Source organism: Streptomyces sp. NPDC045470 (assembly GCF_040646595.1).
Taxonomy (GTDB): Bacteria; Actinomycetota; Actinomycetes; order Streptomycetales; family Streptomycetaceae; genus Streptomyces.
Genome location: NZ_JBEZAN010000006.1, coordinates 257,057 through 272,689 on the forward strand (window position 1 = coordinate 257,057; position 15,633 = coordinate 272,689).

General features: G+C 72.8%; 16 protein-coding genes. 1 reads left to right on the forward strand and 15 read right to left on the reverse strand.

Annotated features, from left to right (window positions below; all coding sequences use genetic code 11):
- Window positions 1-2: 2 nt before the first annotated feature.
- The 15 genes from AB0A97_RS20255 to AB0A97_RS20325 form a co-directional block, all read right to left on the reverse strand.
- On the reverse strand, window positions 3-1,001 hold the full coding sequence (locus tag AB0A97_RS20255) for an ABC transporter permease (RefSeq protein ID WP_361151574.1): 999 nt from the start codon (window positions 999-1,001) through the stop codon (window positions 3-5).
- On the reverse strand, window positions 988-1,830 hold the full coding sequence (locus tag AB0A97_RS20260; RefSeq protein WP_361151576.1) for an ABC transporter ATP-binding protein: 843 nt from the start codon (window positions 1,828-1,830) through the stop codon (window positions 988-990). The genes AB0A97_RS20255 and AB0A97_RS20260 overlap by 14 nt, the downstream gene beginning before the upstream one ends.
- Window positions 1,831-1,860: 30 nt before the next feature.
- Complete coding sequence (locus tag AB0A97_RS20265; RefSeq protein WP_361151579.1) at window positions 1,861-2,964, reverse strand: ABC transporter substrate-binding protein; 1,104 nt, start codon at window positions 2,962-2,964, stop codon at window positions 1,861-1,863.
- A 102-nt stretch (window positions 2,965-3,066) separates the two neighbouring features.
- The gene (locus AB0A97_RS20270) at window positions 3,067-3,204 is read right to left on the reverse strand and encodes a hypothetical protein (RefSeq protein WP_361151581.1); all 138 of its coding nucleotides are present in this window, start codon (window positions 3,202-3,204) and stop codon (window positions 3,067-3,069) included.
- Between the two features lies 1 nt (window position 3,205).
- Complete coding sequence (locus AB0A97_RS20275; RefSeq protein ID WP_361151582.1) at window positions 3,206-4,564, reverse strand: GTP-binding protein; 1,359 nt, start codon at window positions 4,562-4,564, stop codon at window positions 3,206-3,208.
- Window positions 4,565-4,566: 2 nt separating this feature from the next.
- A complete protein-coding gene (gene cysD / locus AB0A97_RS20280) occupies window positions 4,567-5,538 on the reverse strand; it encodes a sulfate adenylyltransferase subunit CysD (RefSeq protein ID WP_361151585.1) in 972 nt (323 codons plus the stop codon).
- Window positions 5,535-6,068: an adenylyl-sulfate kinase gene (gene cysC / locus AB0A97_RS20285; RefSeq protein WP_361151965.1), complete on the reverse strand. Its 534-nt coding sequence runs from the start codon at window positions 6,066-6,068 to the stop codon at window positions 5,535-5,537. Before cysC ends, cysD begins: the two co-directional genes overlap by 4 nt.
- A 71-nt stretch (window positions 6,069-6,139) precedes the next feature.
- Window positions 6,140-6,844 (reverse strand): phosphoadenylyl-sulfate reductase, encoded by a 705-nt coding sequence (locus AB0A97_RS20290; protein ID WP_361151587.1) that lies wholly within the window; start codon window positions 6,842-6,844, stop codon window positions 6,140-6,142.
- A complete protein-coding gene (locus tag AB0A97_RS20295) occupies window positions 6,841-7,038 on the reverse strand; it encodes a hypothetical protein (RefSeq protein ID WP_361151589.1) in 198 nt (65 codons plus the stop codon). Before AB0A97_RS20295 ends, AB0A97_RS20290 begins: the two co-directional genes overlap by 4 nt.
- A complete protein-coding gene (locus tag AB0A97_RS20300; RefSeq protein WP_361151592.1) occupies window positions 7,035-8,732 on the reverse strand; it encodes a nitrite/sulfite reductase in 1,698 nt (565 codons plus the stop codon). Before AB0A97_RS20300 ends, AB0A97_RS20295 begins: the two co-directional genes overlap by 4 nt.
- 180 nt (window positions 8,733-8,912) lie before the next feature.
- On the reverse strand, window positions 8,913-8,996 hold the full coding sequence (locus AB0A97_RS20305; protein ID WP_331785330.1) for a putative leader peptide: 84 nt from the start codon (window positions 8,994-8,996) through the stop codon (window positions 8,913-8,915).
- Window positions 8,997-9,165: 169 nt separating this feature from the next.
- Window positions 9,166-9,732: a GNAT family N-acetyltransferase gene (locus AB0A97_RS20310; RefSeq protein ID WP_361151594.1), complete on the reverse strand. Its 567-nt coding sequence runs from the start codon at window positions 9,730-9,732 to the stop codon at window positions 9,166-9,168.
- Window positions 9,733-9,832: 100 nt separating this feature from the next.
- Window positions 9,833-10,684: an LLM class flavin-dependent oxidoreductase gene (locus tag AB0A97_RS20315; RefSeq protein ID WP_361151597.1), complete on the reverse strand. Its 852-nt coding sequence runs from the start codon at window positions 10,682-10,684 to the stop codon at window positions 9,833-9,835.
- 229 nt (window positions 10,685-10,913) lie between these two features.
- Entirely contained in the window at window positions 10,914-12,194 is a 1,281-nt protein-coding gene (locus AB0A97_RS20320) for a GAF domain-containing protein (RefSeq protein WP_361151601.1), read from the reverse strand.
- A gap of 454 nt (window positions 12,195-12,648) precedes the next feature.
- The gene (locus AB0A97_RS20325; RefSeq protein WP_361151604.1) at window positions 12,649-14,325 is read right to left on the reverse strand and encodes an acyl-CoA dehydrogenase family protein; all 1,677 of its coding nucleotides are present in this window, start codon (window positions 14,323-14,325) and stop codon (window positions 12,649-12,651) included.
- Window positions 14,326-14,343: 18 nt separating this feature from the next.
- Between AB0A97_RS20325 and AB0A97_RS20330 the strand changes: the two genes are divergently transcribed.
- Window positions 14,344-15,543: a YihY/virulence factor BrkB family protein gene (locus AB0A97_RS20330; RefSeq protein WP_361151607.1), complete on the forward strand. Its 1,200-nt coding sequence runs from the start codon at window positions 14,344-14,346 to the stop codon at window positions 15,541-15,543.
- Window positions 15,544-15,633 lie beyond the last annotated feature (90 nt).

The window sequence follows — 15,633 nt, forward strand, 5'->3', positions numbered from 1 at the left end:
GGTCAGCTCTTCACCAGCAGGCCGCGGCTGCGCAGCACCCGGCGTTCGAGCGGCCCGAAGATCAGCAGCTCGATGCCGATGCCGACGACGAGGATGAGCAGGATCGCGGACAGTACCCAGGACATGTCCTGGAGCTCGCGGCCCTGTTCCAGGAGCTGGCCGAGGCCGGTTCCCAGGTCGGCGGCGTTGACGATGAGTTCGGCGGCCATCAGGGAGCGCCAGGAGAACGCCCAGCCCTGCTTGAGCCCGGCGAGGTAGCCGGGGAGCGCGGCGGGCAGCAGGATGTGCCGTACGCCGGTCAGTCCGCGTGCGCCGATCGTGCGGCCCGCGCGGAGGTAGAGCGGCGAGATCTGGTCGACGCCGGCGACCAGGCCGTTGGCGATGGAGGGGACCGCGCCGAGCAGCACCACCGCGTAGATGGTGGCGTCGCTCAGCCCGAACCAGATGATGGCGGCGGGCACCCAGGCCACCGACGGCAGTGACTGGAGTCCGCTGAGGATCGGGCCGATCGCGGCCCGTACCGGCTTGACGCGGGCGACCAGCAGGCCGAGCGGCGTACCGATCACCACCGACGCCAGGAAGCCGAGCGCGCCGCGCGACACGCTCGTCCACACGTAGTCGAGCAGGGTGCCTTCGAGCCACTTGTCCTGGAGGGACCGGGCCACGTCGACCGGGCTGGGCAGCAGGTAGTGGTCCTTGAGCTCGAAGTGGTAGGCGAGCTGCCACAGGCCGAGCACGAGGGCGATCGCGACGACCGGCGGCACGGCCTTGGCGGCCAGCGTCCGCAGCCAGGGCTGGCGGTCGGAGACCTTGGTGTCCAGGGCGTCCAGGCCCGCTTCCAGGCCGGCGAGGTCGCCGCCGGAGCGGTCCGGCTGCGCGCCGTCCGGCTGCGCGGCGGTGGGCGCCTCCTCGGCCGGGGCGGGGGCCGGTGCCGCGTCGGCCTCGGGTCCGTCGGCGGTGCCGGCGGCCTCGGCGGCCGGTCCGGTCTCAGTGCTGGCCATGGCGGCGGATCTCCCCACGGAGCTGTTCGGTGATCTCTACGGAAAGGTCGGCGACCGCCGCGTCCTCGATGCGCCGCGGATGCGGGATGTCCACGGTCCATTCGCGGGCGATCCGGCCGGGCCGGGAGGACAGCAGTACCACCCGCTCGGCGAGCCGCACCGCCTCCCGGACGTTGTGGGTGACGAACAGGACGGACAGGCCGCCGTGGCCGGTGGCGCCGTCGTTGGCGTCCCGCCAGATGCGGGTCAGCTCGTCGTGCAGCACGTCGCGCGTGATGGCGTCCAGTGCGGCGAACGGCTCGTCCATCAGCAGGAGTTGACTGTCCTGGGCGAGTGCGCGGGCCATCGCGACGCGCTGCCGCATCCCGCCGGACAGCTCGTGCACCCGCTTGCCGTACGCGCCCTTGAGCCGTACGAGTTCCAGCAGCCGCTCGGCCTCGCCCCGGCGCTCCGCGCGCGGCACCCCGCGCAGCCGCAGCGCCAGTTCGATGTTGCGGCCCGCGGTCAGCCACGGGAACAGCGCGTGCTCCTGGAACATCAGGGCCGGCCGGCCGCCGGGCGTCTCGATGCGGCCCGCCGAGGGCCCGTCGAGTCCGGCGACCAGGTTGAGCAGCGTCGACTTGCCGCAGCCCGACGCCCCCAGCAGGCAGACGAATTCGCCCGGCGCGACGTCGATGCTGATGTCGTCCAGCACGTGCTGTTGCGCGCCGGGGCGGCCGAACGACTTCGAGACATGGTCGATGCGAGCGGCGTACGAAGGGGCCGCGCCGCCCGCGTCCGCCGGGGCGGACGGCCGGCTGCCGGGCTTGCTGAGCGTGGTGGTCGTCATCGGTGTCACCTCCTGGGATGCGTGCGCGGGCTATTCGCTGCCGAGACCGGCGTCGTCGACCGCCGGCTTGCCCTCGGCCTTGAGCACCTTGTTGAGCAGCGTGAGGTCGTAGATGCCCTTGAGGGCGGGCTTCTTCAGCAGGCCGGCCCGGACCGCGTGGTCCGCCTCCAGTTGGAGGGTGGCGGCCAGCGGGTCGTCGGTGACGTCGGTGTTGCGGAACGCCGGGTCGATCACGGACGGCGGCAGCGCCTTGCCGACCGCGTCGGCCAGCTTGTCGTTGAGCGCCTGCTTGGCCTCGGCCGGATGGGTCCTGATGTACGTGTTGGTCTTGACCGAGCCGCGCAGTACCGCCTCGACGGCCTTCGGGTGCTCCTTGAGGAACTTCTGCGAGACGATCACGTTCGTGATGACGAACTTGCCGTCCTTCCACAGCTTCTTCTCGTCGAGCAGCACCTTGCCGCCCTCGGCGACCAGCTTGGAGGCGGTCGGCTCGGGCACCCACGCGGCGTCGATGCTGCCCTGCCGGAAGGCGACCGGGGTGACCTTGTTCTCGGTGCGCTGGACGGTCACATCGCCCTTGCCGGTGGTCGCGTCGACCCGGTAGCCCTTCTCGGCCAGGTAGTTGAGCAGCGCCACGTCCTGGGTGTTGCCCAACTGCGGGGTGGCGATCGTCTTGCCCTGGAGATCGTCCAGGCTCTTGATCTTCTTGGGGTCGACGACGAGCGAGACGCCGCCGGACGCCGACCCCGAGATGATCTTCAGGCTCTTGCCCTGGGAGGTGGTCCACCCGTTGATGGCGGGGGACGGGCCGATCCAGCCGATGTCGATGGCACCGGAGTTCAGTGCCTCGATCTCCGCCGGGCCCGCGTTGAACACCGACGGCGCGAACTTCGTACCGCCCAGCTCCTTCTGGAAGAAGCCCTTCCGGTCGCCGACCAGCGCGGTGGCGTGCGTGGTGTTGGCGAAGTAGCCGACCTTGACCCGGTCCAGACCGTCGGTCTTCGGTCCCTTCGCCGCGACCGCGCCCTGCTCGTCCTGCTTGGCGCGGGAGCCGTACCCGCACGCGCCCAGAGCGCCGGTCAGCAGGGGGACGACGGCGAGGGCGGCCAGCAGGCGGTGGCGTACGGCAGACACGGGAGGGGGTCCTCTCGGAGGGCCGGGCGGTGAGCGCCTACGGCGGGCCCGGCAGAGCGGTGGATCTTCGGAAGGGGGGCGTGGGGGACACGTGGCGGTACGTCATCGGCGCACACATCGCCCGACGCCGCCCTGGCCGCTGCCCAGCGCGCCGCTGCCGATCCGGCCGCCTTCCTTCGCGAACGTCGAGAAGGCGTCCGCGAAGGTCGCGACGGTGTCCGGGGTCAGGGGAGCGCTCATGTCAGAAGTCCCATTCCGCGTCGTCGTCCGCGACCGCCGCCGCGGCCTCGGCCGCCTCGGCGAACGCGGACCCGGCCATCCCCGCGGTCAGCGTGGTGCCGTCCGCCGGATCGATGAGCAGGAACGATCCGGTACGCCGGGAGTCGGCGTACGGGTCCAGCGCCAGGGGCTCGGCGGTGCGCAGCACGACCCGGCCGATGTCGTTGGCGGCCAGCTCGCCGGGCGCCGGGTGCTGGGAGAGGTCGTCGAGCGTCAGCCGGGACGGGATGTCCTTGACGATCGCCTTGACCGTACGGGTGGTGTGCTTGAGCAGCACCCGCTGGCCGGTCTTCAGCGGCCGGTCGGCGACATGGCAGACGGTCGCCTCGACGTCCTGGGTGACGGCGGGCGGCGCGGCGGCCGGGGCGATCAGGTCGCCACGCGAGATGTCCAGGTCGTCGGCGAGCCGTACGGTCACCGACTGCGGCGCCCAGGCCACGTCGACCGCCTCGCCCAGCACGTCCAGCGCCTCGACGGTGCTGGTACGGCCCGACGGCAGCACCGTCACCGCGTCGCCGACACGGAGCACACCCGAGGCGATCTGCCCCGCGTAGCCGCGGTAGTCGGGCAGTTCGGGGGTCTGCGGGCGGATGACGTACTGCACCGGGAAACGCGCCGGGTCCTCGGACGGGTCGGCGACGACCGGCACGGTCTCCAGGTGCTCCAGCACGGTCGGCCCGCCGTACCAGTCCATGTTCGTGGACGGGGTCACGACGTTGTCGCCGGCCAGCGCCGAGATGGGGATCGCGGTGATCTCCGGTACGCCCAGGGACGCGGCGTACGTGGTGAACTCCGCGGCGATCGCCGCGAAGACCGGCTCCGCGTAGTCCACCAGGTCCATCTTGTTGACGGCGAGGACGACGTGCGGGACGCGCAGCAGCGCGGCGACGGCGGCGTGCCGGCGGGTCTGCTCGACCACGCCGTTGCGGGCGTCGACCAGCACCACGGCCAGCTCGGCGGTGGAGGCGCCGGTGACCATGTTGCGGGTGTACTGCACATGGCCCGGGGTGTCGGCGAGGATGAAGCGGCGCCGGGGCGTGGCGAAGTAGCGGTAGGCGACATCGATGGTGATGCCCTGCTCCCGCTCGGCCCGCAGCCCGTCGGTCAGCAGCGCCAGGTCCGGCGCTTCCTGACCGCGGCCCAGCGAGGCCCGCTCGACCGCTTCGAGCTGGTCGGCCAGCACCGACTTCGAATCGTGCAGCAGCCGCCCCACCAGCGTGGACTTGCCGTCGTCCACCGAACCGGCGGTGGCGAAGCGCAGCAGCGAGGTGGCGGCCGTACCGGCCACGTCGACCGGATCGACCATCGTGTTCGTGCTCATGATCAGAAGTACCCCTCGCGCTTGCGGTCCTCCATGGCGGCCTCGGACAGCTTGTCGTCGGCCCGGGTGGCGCCCCGCTCGGTGAGCCGGGAGGCGGCGATCTCCGCGATGACGGCCTCGATGGTGTCCGCGTCGGAGTCGACGGCGCCGGTGCAGGACATGTCACCGACGGTGCGGTAGCGCACCCGCCGCGTCTCGACCCGCTCGCCGTCCTTGGCGCCGCCCCACTCGCCGGGCGCCAGCCACATGCCGCCGCGGGCGAAGACCTCGCGCTCGTGGGCGTAGTAGATGGCGGGCAGCTCGATCTTCTCGCGGGCGATGTACTGCCACACGTCCAGCTCCGTCCAGTTGGACAGCGGGAAGACGCGGACGTGCTCGCCGGGGGAGTGGCGGCCGTTGTAGAGCTGCCACAGCTCGGGGCGCTGGCGGCGCGGGTCCCAGCCGCCGAACTCGTCGCGCAGCGAGAAGACCCGCTCCTTGGCGCGCGCCTTCTCCTCGTCCCGGCGTCCGCCGCCGAACACCGCGTCAAAGCGGTGCGACTCGATGGCGTGCAGCAGCGGCACGGTCTGGAGCGGGTTGCGGGTGCCGTCCGGGCGCTCGCGCAGCTCGCCGCGGTCGATGAAGTCCTGCACGGAGGCGACGTGCAGCCGCAGTCCGTGCCGGGCCACCGTGCGGTCGCGGTAGTCGAGCACCTCGGGGAAGTTGTGACCGGTGTCCACGTGGAGCAGCGCGAAGGGCACCGGCGCGGGCGCGAACGCCTTCAGCGCCAGGTGCAGCATGAGGATCGAGTCCTTGCCACCGGAGAAGAGGATCACCGGCCGCTCGAACTCGCCCGCCACCTCGCGGAAGATGTGCACCGCCTCGGACTCCAGCGCGTCCAGATGGCTCAGCGCGTACGGGCTGTCGGCGTCCCCGGCCTTCCCGGTCCCGCCGGGGCTCCCGGCGCCCGTGCTCACGGCAGCGGCGGTCGTCATGCCAGTCCCCTCTCGGTGAGCAGCGCGTGCAGCGCCGCCGCGGACTCCTGGACGGTCTGGGTGTGCGACGCGATGCGCAGATCGGGCGACTCGGGCTGCTCGTACGGGTCGTCGACGCCGGTCAGCCCGGATATCTCGCCCGCCGCCTGCTTCGCGTACAGGCCCTTCACGTCCCGCTCGGAGCACACCTCGACCGGCGTGGCCACGTGCACCTCCAGGTACGGCGTCCCCTCGCGCTGGTGCCGCTTGCGCACCGCCTCCCGCGAGTCCGCGTACGGCGCGATCACCGGCACCAGCGCCTTGACGCCGTTGCTCGCCAGGAGTTCGGCGACGAAGCCGATGCGCTGCACGTTGGTGTCCCGGTCCGCCCGGCTGAACCCGAGCCCCGCCGAGAGGAACTCGCGGATCTCGTCCCCGTCCAGCACCTCGACGCGGTGGCCCTCGCCCCGCAGCCGCTCCGCCAGCGCGTACGCGATCGTGGTCTTGCCGGCGCTGGGCAGTCCGGTCAGCCACACCGTGGCGCCCGTCATCTTTCGCTCCCGAAGGTCCTGGATGTCCTCGTGGTCCGGCGTCTGCTGGCCGGACTCCCCGGGGCCGCTCATCAGTGCAGCCCGCATTCGGTCTTGTTGCTGCCGGCCCAGCGGCCGGCCCGCGCGTCCTCGCCCGCCGACACCCGGCGGGTGCAGGGCGCGCAGCCCACCGAGGCGTAGCCGTCCAGCAGCAGCGGGTTGGTGAGCACCCCGTGCTCGGCGACGTACGTGTCCACGTCCTGCTGCGTCCAGCGCGCGATCGGCGAGACCTTCACCTTGCGGCGCCGCGCGTCCCAGCCCACGACCGGGGTACCGGCCCGGGTCGGCGACTCGTCGCGGCGCAGCCCGGTCGCCCAGGCGTCGTACCCGGCCAGGCCCGCTTCGAGGGGCGCGACCTTGCGCAGCGCGCAGCACCGGTCCGGGTCGCGGTCGTGCAGCTTCGGCCCGTACTCGGCGTCCTGCTCGGCCACCGTCCGCCGCGGCGTGAGGGTGATGACGTTGACGTCCATCACCTCGGCCACCGCGTCCCGGGTGCCGATGGTCTCCGGGAAGTGGTAGCCGGTGTCGAGGAAGACCACGTCGACACCGGGGAAGGCGCGCGCGGCCAGGTGCGCGACGACCGCGTCCTCCATGGAGGAGGTGACGCAGAAGCGCTCGCCGAAGGCCCCGGCGGCCCAGGTGAGGATCTCCAGCGGGGAGGCGTCCTCCAGGTCGCGGCCCGCCCGCTCGGCGAGCGCCGCCAGCTCGGCTTCCGTCCGTTCCTGAGTTGCCGTCATGTGCTGCTGCCCCCTTGAGGGTTGTCGTGCTGCCGGGCCGGGGCGGTGACGCCCTTGGCCAGCAGTCCGAGGAACGAGAGCCGGAACGCGCGGGCGCACGCCCCGCATTCCCACGCGCCGTGTCCCTCCCCGGAAGGGCGCAGGTCCTCGTCCCCGCAGTACGGGCAGTAGAACGGCGCGGCCCGCCCGCTCACTTCAGCGCACCCTCTTCCGCGCGGGCGGCCCAGGTGGCGAACCGCTCGCCCTCCTCGCGCTGCTCCTGGAACCGGGTCAGCACCCGCTCGACGTAGTCGGGCAGCTCGTCGGCGGTGACCTTCAGGCCGCGGACCTTGCGGCCGAAGCCCGCCTGGAGTCCGAGCGCGCCGCCCAGGTGCACCTGGTAGCCCTCCACCTGGTTGCCGTCGGCGTCCAGCACCAACTGGCCCTTGAGGCCGATGTCCGCGGTCTGGATGCGGGCGCAGGCGTTCGGGCAGCCGTTGATGTTGATGCTGACCGGCTCCTCGAAGTCCGGCATCCGGCGCTCCAGTTCGTCGATGAGCGAGGCGCCGCGCGCCTTGGTCTCGACGATCGCCAGCTTGCAGAACTCGATGCCGGTGCAGGCCATCGTGCCGCGCCGGAAGGGCGAGGGCCGGACCTGGAAGTCCAGCGCCTCCAGCCCGGCGACCAGCGGCTCGACCTGGTCCTCGGACACATCAAGGATGATCATCTTCTGTTCGACGGTGGTGTTCAGCCGGTCCGAGCCGTGCGCCGCCGCCAGTTCGGCGATCTTGACGAGGGTGGCGCCGTCCACCCGGCCCACGCGCGGCGCGAAGCCCACGTAGAACCGGCCGTCCTTCTGGCGGTGCACGCCCACGTGGTCGCGCCAGCGGCTGCTGGGCTCGGCGGGCGCCGGGCCGTCGGTCAGCTTCCGCTTCAGGTACTCGTTCTCCAGTACCTCGCGGAACTTCTCCGGTCCCCAGTCCGCCATCAGGAACTTCAGCCGGGCGCGGTTGCGCAGCCGCCGGTAGCCGTAGTCCCGGAAGATCCCCACGACACCGGCCCACGCCTCGGGCACGTCCTCCAGCGGCACCCATGCGCCCAGCCGTTCGCCGAGCCGCGGGTTGGTGGACAGGCCGCCGCCCACCCACAGGTCGAAGCCGGGGCCGTGCTCGGGGTGCTCGACGCCCACGAACGCGACGTCGTTGATCTCGTGCACCACGTCCTGCACCGGCGAGCCGGAGATCGCCGTCTTGAACTTCCGCGGCAGGTTCGAGAATTCCTTGCTGCCGATGAAGCGCCGCTCGATCTCCGCGATCGCGGGCGAGCCGTCGATGATCTCGTCGGCCGCGATGCCGGCGACAGGCGAGCCGATGATGACACGGGGGCAGTCGCCGCACGCCTCGGTCGTCGACAGGCCGACGGACTCCAGCTTCTCCCAGATCGCCGGGACGTCCTCGATGCGGATCCAGTGCAACTGGATGTTCTGCCGGTCGGTGATGTCCGCGGTGCCGCGCGCGTACTCCTGGGAGACCTCGCCGATGGCCCGTAGCTGCGCGACGCTCAGCCGGCCGCCGTCGACCCGGACCCGCAGCATGAAGTGCGTGTCGTCCAGCTCCTCCGGCTCCAGTACCGCGGTCTTGCCGCCGTCGATCCCGGGCTTGCGCTGGGTGTAGAGGCCCCACCAGCGCATCCGGCCGCGCAGATCGCTGGGGTCGATCGAGTCGAAACCGCGCTTGGCGTAGATCGTCTCAATGCGTGTCCGCACATTGAGACCGTCGTCGTCCTTCTTGAACTGCTCGTTGCCGTTCAGCGGAGTGAAGTGACCTACGGCCCACTGGCCCTCACCGCGATGGCGTCCGGCCTTGCGGCGGGTCGTGGCGGAACCGGTTCGTTCGGGGGTGGCGGCCATGGCGGTATGTCCTTCTGGGCGGCTCGGTGAGGGGGGACGGCAGCGGCAACCCCACCGTGACCTGCGAAGACGCGCCTCGGCGCAAGGGGCTGGGTACAGAAATGCCCGGGGCAGGTCGGATCAGGGTGCCCGCGCGTCCGCGACGGTGGGGACGGCGAAAAGGCGACGTTGCTGAGACTGTCAGCCCGCCGGACAGATGGCGCTGGACAGGCGGCCGAGGTCGACGTGCCGCCGACTCACCAAGGCAATTCCAGCTGTAGACATGACGGAAGCGTGTCATGGCGCTCTTTAGCCAGTCCACCGTCTTCCAGAATATGGACAAGAGTGTCCCGGATGGTGAGAAGGTATGGCCTCGGTCACGCCACGGCAGGGCGGGCTCCGCGGGTCCCGCCCTGCCGTTTTACGGCATATCGCCAGGAATTGCCGCCCGGGGTCAGGCGCCCGGCCACGGACCCGGAATGGGCACCTCCGCTTCTTCGGTCTCCTCGGTCGCGTACACCCGGAAGCCGCGGCGCCGGTAGTTGTCCAGTGCGTACGGCCCGTCCTTGCTGCACGTGTGCACCCACACCCGCCGGGTCCGCTCACGCTCCGGCCATCGCTCGTCCAGGTCCCAGGCCCGCGCCGTCCCGTACGCCAGCAGATGCCCACCGATCCGTCGCCCCCGGAACGCCGGCAGCAGCCCGAAGTAGCTGATCTCGACGGCCCCTTCGGCCTGCGCGTCCAGCTCCACGAACCCGGCCGGCGTGTCCCGCTCGTACGCCACCCACGTCTCCACGCCGGGCCGCCCGAGGAACTCCTCCCACTGCCCGTACGACCAGCCCAGCCGGTCGGTCCAGGTGATGTCCCCGCCGACCGACGTGTAAAGGAACCGGCTGAACTCCGGCGAGGCCACCTCCGCCCGGGCGATCCGGACCCGCTGCTCCGCCGGGGGAGCGACGGCGGGGGCCAGGTCGTCGGGAGAGGTCTGTTCGAGGTGCCAGGTGGTCACGGTGAGAGTCATGGGGGCAGCACATCACGGCGCCGCGACCGCACAGCAGCCGCGGGGGCGTCCCGGTGAGCGGCCGGGCCGCGCGGGAACCGCCCGCGCGGCCCGGCCGGGATCACAGCACCGCGTCCGCGATGCGCTCCACCTGGTCCGGGTCGGTGGCCCAGCAGTAGAGCATCACCTCGTCGGCGCCGATGGCGCGGAAGGCGGCCACCGCGTCGCGGATGCCGCGTTCCGTGGTGAGCAGTCCGTTCACGACGTGGTCGGTGTACGCGAACGGCCCGTAGTACGCGCGTGCCTCGCGCCGGGCCTCGTCCAGGACGGGCTCCGGGTCGAGTGCCACGTTCACCTGTGCCACCAGCCGCGGGCGGCCGGACCGGCCCGCCGTGTCCCACGCCTTCTCCACGTCGCGGAACAGCCCGTCCATCATCGACGGCGGCAGCGCCGCACCGAGAAAGCCGTCGCCCCAGCGGGCCACCCGCCGGACCACGGCCGGTACGAAGCCGCCGAAGAGCACTTCCGGGCCGCCGGTACGGGCCGGCGCGGGGCCGACCGGGCCGGCGCCCGCGCCGTACGGCTCACCGGCCCAGACGGAACGCAGCCGGGCCGTCTGGCCGTCCAGCCGGCGGCCGCGGGTGCGCTGGTCGACGCCCGCCGCCGCGTAGTCGTCCGCGCGTCCGCCCAGCCCGATGCCGAGCGTGAACCGGGCGCCGGAGAGCACGTCGAGGGTGGCGGCCTGCTTGGCGAGCAGCGCGGTGCGGTGCAGCGGCGCGAGCAGCACCTCGGTCTGCAACCGTACGCGGGAGGTGGCGCCGGCCAGGGCGGCCAGGGTGATCAGGGGTTCCGGATTGCCGTACGCCAGCCGGTCGAGCAGCGCGACGCTGCGGAACGGGACGGCGTCGGCGCGCCGGGCCCAGGTCAGCAGGGATGCGGGGGCGCCGATGGGCAGGCCGAGGCCGATGGGCATGTCAGATCCTCCAGGAGGGCGGGGTCGAGCACGAAAGGTCGTGTCGCCCGCTCGCCCGGCCGCACGCGCACCGTGGCGTGGGCTGCTCCCGTTCTGCGACGTCCTCCTGGGGAGCTGATGTTCGAAGCGGTGCCAGATTACCCAAGGGGCGGGTGGACCGCACCGCTTTTACGAGGCGTACGGGAGGTACGGGGAGCCCGGGACGTACGGGGCGGGGCCCCGCGCCCCCTCACGCGCGTCGTGCCGCCATCACCGCCGGTGCCGTCGAGTGCGGCAGCAGGTCCACCGGGCTCGGTGGCAGCCGCAGTTCCACGTCCACCCCGTCGGCGAACCGGTACGGGCGGTGCGCCAGGACACTCGCGAGATGGCGGCGCAACCGGGACAGCTCGGCCCGTACCGTCACCGTCCGGGCACGGTCCCCGAAGAGGTCCTGCGCCAGGTCGGCCGCGCTGCGCCCCTCCGGCCGGTGCGCCAGCACGAACAGCACCTCCGCGTGGCGCGGACTCAGCTCGTGCGTCCAGCTACCCGCCGGGCCGGTGACCGTGACGGCCGGCCGGGTACGGCTGCCGAGGTCCAGCAGCACCCGGCTGGTCCGCGGCTCCTCGCCCTGCGGCGCGCCGACGCGGATCAGCCAGCCGCCGGGCAGCGGCTCCAGCGTGCACATCCCGTAGCGCGGCAGCCACAGCGGCCCGGCCTCCGGGGACTTGGGCAGGGCGACCCGGTCCGGCGGCGCCAGCCCGATGACCGCCGCGGTCCAGCCGTCCTTGTCGACGGCCAGCGCCTGCCCGCCGAGCCGGGCCAGTACGGGCGCGGCGCTCGCCCGCAGCCGGTCCAGCGCGCCGTGGTGCCGTTCGCGCAGCTCGCCCTCCGCGAGCCGGGCCACCGCGGAGACCAGCGACAGGGTGCTGGGATGGAAGGTGTGCGCCGGGCCGCTCACGTCCACGATGCCCAGCAGCCGCCCGTCGCGCGGATCGTGCAGCGGCGCCGCGGCGCACGTCCACTGGTGGTGGGTACGGACGAAGTGCTCGGCGGAGTGCACCAGGACGGGGCGGCGGGCCACCAGCGCGGTCCCGATGGCGTTGGTGCCGACGATCTCCTCGGTCCAGTCCGCGCCCTTGTCGAAGCCGTGCCGGTCGGCCATCCGCCGGACCGGCGCGCAGCCCTCCCGCCACAGCACCCGGCCCTCGGCGTCCGTGACGACCATGATCTGCTGGGCGGCGTCGGCGGCCGGCAGCAGACCGCTGTTGAACAGCGGCAGCAGCGAGGCGAGCCGGGAGCTGTGCCGCCGGTGCTCCAGCTCCTCGACGGTCAGCGGCCGTTCGCGCCGGTCCCGGTCCGGGTCGACGCCGCGGTCCAGCGCCCGGCGCCAGGACTCGCAGATCACGGCACGGGGCGCGGCGGCCGTCCGGCCGTCGCAGAGCGCGGCCTCACGGAGCGAGGCGAGCCGCCGCGTCGTCTCGCGTACCTCCTGGGCCGACCAGATGCCCATGTCGCTCGGTCTGTCGCTCACGCTCTTCTCTCCGTCGTGCACTGTCCGTGGGTTGCCGCCCCATGGTGCCGTCACCGGGCCGCTCCGAACGCGGGATTGCGTCAATTGGTTGCAACCGGCTGCAACTGTTGTGGCCTATGACGGCGGCGAGGAAGGTGACCGGCAGGACGAGAGGGGGCGACGTCATGGTGAGCGGAACCCCTCGTGCCGTCGGGGCCGCCGTTCCCGGAGCCCGTGCCGCCGGGAGCCGCCGCGCTCCGGCCGCCCGGTACGGGCCGCAGCGGCGACGGGCGGCGACAGACCTCGCGGGCCGGTCCTGAGGACCGGTCCGAGACCGGGGAGCGGCGCCGGGTCGGCGCGGCACCGCTCCCCGACCACACGGTGGCGGGCCCCGGACCCCGACCCCCCTCCTGAGGGAACCGGGCCCGCCACCGCGTACTTCACCGCTTGTCGCGGCGCGCCGGTTCCTGGTACGTCACCGCTCCGCCACCGGCCGTGCCCGCTCCACGATCGCGCGCAGGGCGAGGGTGTGCGGCAGGGTGCCGAAGGAGGTGCCGTGGTCGGTGCCCAGGCGCGCGGCGCAGAACGCATCGGCGACCTCGGGCGGCGCGTACCGTACGAGCAGGGAGCCCTGGAGGACCAGCGCCAGCCGCTCCGCCAGCCGCCGGGCGCGGGCCTCGATGCCCTCCAGGTCGGCCAGTTCGGTCAGCAGTCCCTTGATCGCGCCGTCCAGCCGGTGGTCGGCGCCCCGGGCCGTACCGATCTCCGTCAGGAAGGCGTGCAGCGCCGCCGGTTCGCGGCGCAGCGCCCGCAGCACGTCCAGCGCCTGGATGTTGCCCGACCCCTCCCACACGGAGTTCAGCGGCGACTCGCGCAGCAGCCGCGGCATTCCGGACTCCTCCACGTAACCGTTGCCGCCCAGGCACTCCAGCGCCTCGGCGGCCACCGGTGTGCAGCGCTTGGTCACCCAGAACTTGGCCGCGGGCACCGCCAGCCGCAGGAAGTGCCGCTCCTGGTCGGTGTCCGCGTCGTACGCCGCGGCCAGCCGCAGCGCCAGCGCCGTCGCCGCCTCCGACTCCAGCGCCAGGTCCGCGAGGACGTTGCGCATCAGCGGCTGCTCGGCGAGGGGCTTGCCGAACGCCTCCCGGTACGTGGTGTGGTGCAGCGCCTGCGCCACCGCCTGCCGCATCACCGCCGCCGAGCCCGTCACACAGTCCAGCCGGGTCGCCGCGACCATCTCGATGATCGTCGCGACGCCGCGCCCCTCCTCGCCGACCCGCCGCGCCCAGGTCGTGCCGTCGAACTCGACCTCGGCCGACGCGTTCGCGCGGTTGCCGAGCTTGTCCTTGAGCCGCTGGATGCGGAAGGAGTTGCGGCTGCCGTCCGGCAGCACCCGCGGCAGCAGGAAACAGGAGAGCCCGCCCCCGTCCCCGTCCGCCCGCCGCGACGCGTCCCCCGGCGTCCGCGCCAGCACCAGGAACGCGTCCGACATCGGCGCCGAACAGAACCACTTGTGCCCCGTCAGGACGTACTCCCCGTCGGACGACAGGGGCTCCGCGACCGTCGTGGTCGCCTGCACGTCACTGCCCCCCTGCTTCTCCGTCATCGCCATCCCGGCCAGCGCGCCCGGCTTGTCCGCCACCGGCCGCAGCCCCGGCTCGTACACCCGCGAGGTCAGCAGCGGCTCCCACTCCGCCGCCAGCGCCGGGTCGGCCCGCAGCGCGGGCACCGCCGCGTGCGTCATCGACAGCGGACAGCCGTGCCCCGCCTCGGCCTGCGTCCACACCAGGAACCCCGCGGTACGCCGGACGTGCCCGGCCGGCCGTGACCAGGCGTCGGTGAGCCCGGAGGAGACGGCGTGTCCCAGCAGCCGGTGCCACGCCGGGTGGAATTCCACCTCGTCCACCCGGTGGCCGTAACGGTCGTGGGTACGCAGGACGGGTGGATTGCCGTCGGCCAGCGCACCCCAGCGCTGCGCGTGGGCGGAGCCCGCCGCCCGGCCCAGCTCGCCCAGTTCCTGCCGCGCCTCCTCCCGGAGAGCGGGCGAGACGTGCCGCGCGACGCCCTCGGTGAGCGCCGCGTCCGCCGCGAAGACGTCGTACCCGACCAGCGGCGGAGGCTGGTTCGTGACCGTATGAGTGGTGGGTGCCATGGCAGATACGGTAAGGAGGTGCAGCCAGTGAACGAAGCAGCGCAGCGGCCGGCCGGCCGTCTGCACCGGGCCCGGGTCCTGTACCGGAACGTCTCCAAACGCCGCCTCGCCTGGCTGCTGCTGAAGGACACCGTCAACTCCTGCATGGAGTACCGCGTCACCGGGCTCGCCGCCGAGGCCGCGTTCTTCTGCCTGCTGTCGCTGCCGCCGCTGCTCCTCGGCTTCATCGGCCTGCTCGGCTACATGGAGCCCTGGATCGGCCGGGAGACCATCGACCACATCCGCGAGAACATCCTCAGCGCGTCCGACACCCTACTGTCCAGCAAGGGCGTCAACGAGATCGCCCGGCCGCTGCTCGACGACATCTTCACCGGCCGCCGCCCGGACGTGATCTCCCTCGGCTTCGCCATCGCCCTGTGGTCCGGCTCCCGCGCGCTCAACGTCTTCGTCGACACCATCACGATCATGTACGGGCTGGACGGGCGGCGCGGCATCGTCCGGACCCGGCTGCTGGCCTTCGTGCTCTACCTGGCCGCGCTGGTCGTCGGCGCGGTCGCGCTGCCGCTGATGGTGGTCGGCCCGGACACCGTCGTCAGTTGGCTGCCGGCGAGCGGGACCGCCATCCGCATCCTGTACTGGCCGGTCGTCCTCATCCTCTCCGTCGCCTTCCTCACCACCCTCTACCACGTGTCCGTCCCCGTACGCTCACCCTGGCGCGAGGACATCCCCGGCGCGGTGGTAGCCCTCGCCATGTGGGTCCTGGGCAGCCTGCTGCTGCGCGTCTACCTCACCCAGACCGTAGAGGGCCCCACCATCTACGGCTCCCTCGCCGCACCCGTCGCCGTCCTCCTCTGGATCGGCGTCTCCGCCTTCGCGGTCCTGGTCGGCGCGGCCATGAACGCCGCCTTCGACCGCGTATGGCCCTCGGTCGCCACCGCCGCCGGCCGCGCCGAGAAGGAACGCCGGGCCCGCGAGGTGGCGGCGGCCCAGAGCTCCGCCCTGGCCGCCGTCGGCCTCGGCGCCACGGCCGACTCCGCGGATGCCGCCCTCACCGGCGACCCGCAGCCGGACGACGGCGACGAGGACGACGGCGACGACGGCGACGACCCGGGCGCGTCACCCCCGGCGGAATACCCCGAACGCTGGGCCCACTTCCTGCCCCCGGCCGACATCCGGGCACGACTGCACACGCGTACGAAGCGTCACCGGCGGCACTGAGGGACGAGCGCCGGGCCTGTAGGGCCGCACGCCGAAGGCCTGCCAGGCCGCACGACAACCAGCACCGGTAGAACGCAGGGATTGGCCGCG

What these genes read in the sequence shown, in the direction of transcription:
- AB0A97_RS20255 (WP_361151574.1), bottom strand. Translation starts at nt 1,001, where the DNA reads ATGGCCAGCACTGAGACCGGACCGGCCGCCGAGGCCGCCGGCACCGCC.
- AB0A97_RS20260 (WP_361151576.1), bottom strand. Translation starts at nt 1,830, where the DNA reads ATGACGACCACCACGCTCAGCAAGCCCGGCAGCCGGCCGTCCGCCCCG.
- AB0A97_RS20270 (WP_361151581.1), bottom strand. Translation starts at nt 3,204, where the DNA reads ATGAGCGCTCCCCTGACCCCGGACACCGTCGCGACCTTCGCGGACGCC.
- AB0A97_RS20275 (WP_361151582.1), bottom strand. Translation starts at nt 4,564, where the DNA reads ATGAGCACGAACACGATGGTCGATCCGGTCGACGTGGCCGGTACGGCC.
- cysD (WP_361151585.1), bottom strand. Translation starts at nt 5,538, where the DNA reads ATGACGACCGCCGCTGCCGTGAGCACGGGCGCCGGGAGCCCCGGCGGG.
- cysC (WP_361151965.1), bottom strand. Translation starts at nt 6,068, where the DNA reads ATGACGGGCGCCACGGTGTGGCTGACCGGACTGCCCAGCGCCGGCAAG.
- AB0A97_RS20290 (WP_361151587.1), bottom strand. Translation starts at nt 6,844, where the DNA reads ATGACGGCAACTCAGGAACGGACGGAAGCCGAGCTGGCGGCGCTCGCC.
- AB0A97_RS20300 (WP_361151592.1), bottom strand. Translation starts at nt 8,732, where the DNA reads ATGGCCGCCACCCCCGAACGAACCGGTTCCGCCACGACCCGCCGCAAG.
- AB0A97_RS20305 (WP_331785330.1), bottom strand. Translation starts at nt 8,996, where the DNA reads ATGTCTACAGCTGGAATTGCCTTGGTGAGTCGGCGGCACGTCGACCTC.
- AB0A97_RS20310 (WP_361151594.1), bottom strand. Translation starts at nt 9,732, where the DNA reads ATGACTCTCACCGTGACCACCTGGCACCTCGAACAGACCTCTCCCGAC.
- AB0A97_RS20315 (WP_361151597.1), bottom strand. Translation starts at nt 10,684, where the DNA reads ATGCCCATCGGCCTCGGCCTGCCCATCGGCGCCCCCGCATCCCTGCTG.
- AB0A97_RS20325 (WP_361151604.1), bottom strand. Translation starts at nt 14,325, where the DNA reads ATGGCACCCACCACTCATACGGTCACGAACCAGCCTCCGCCGCTGGTC.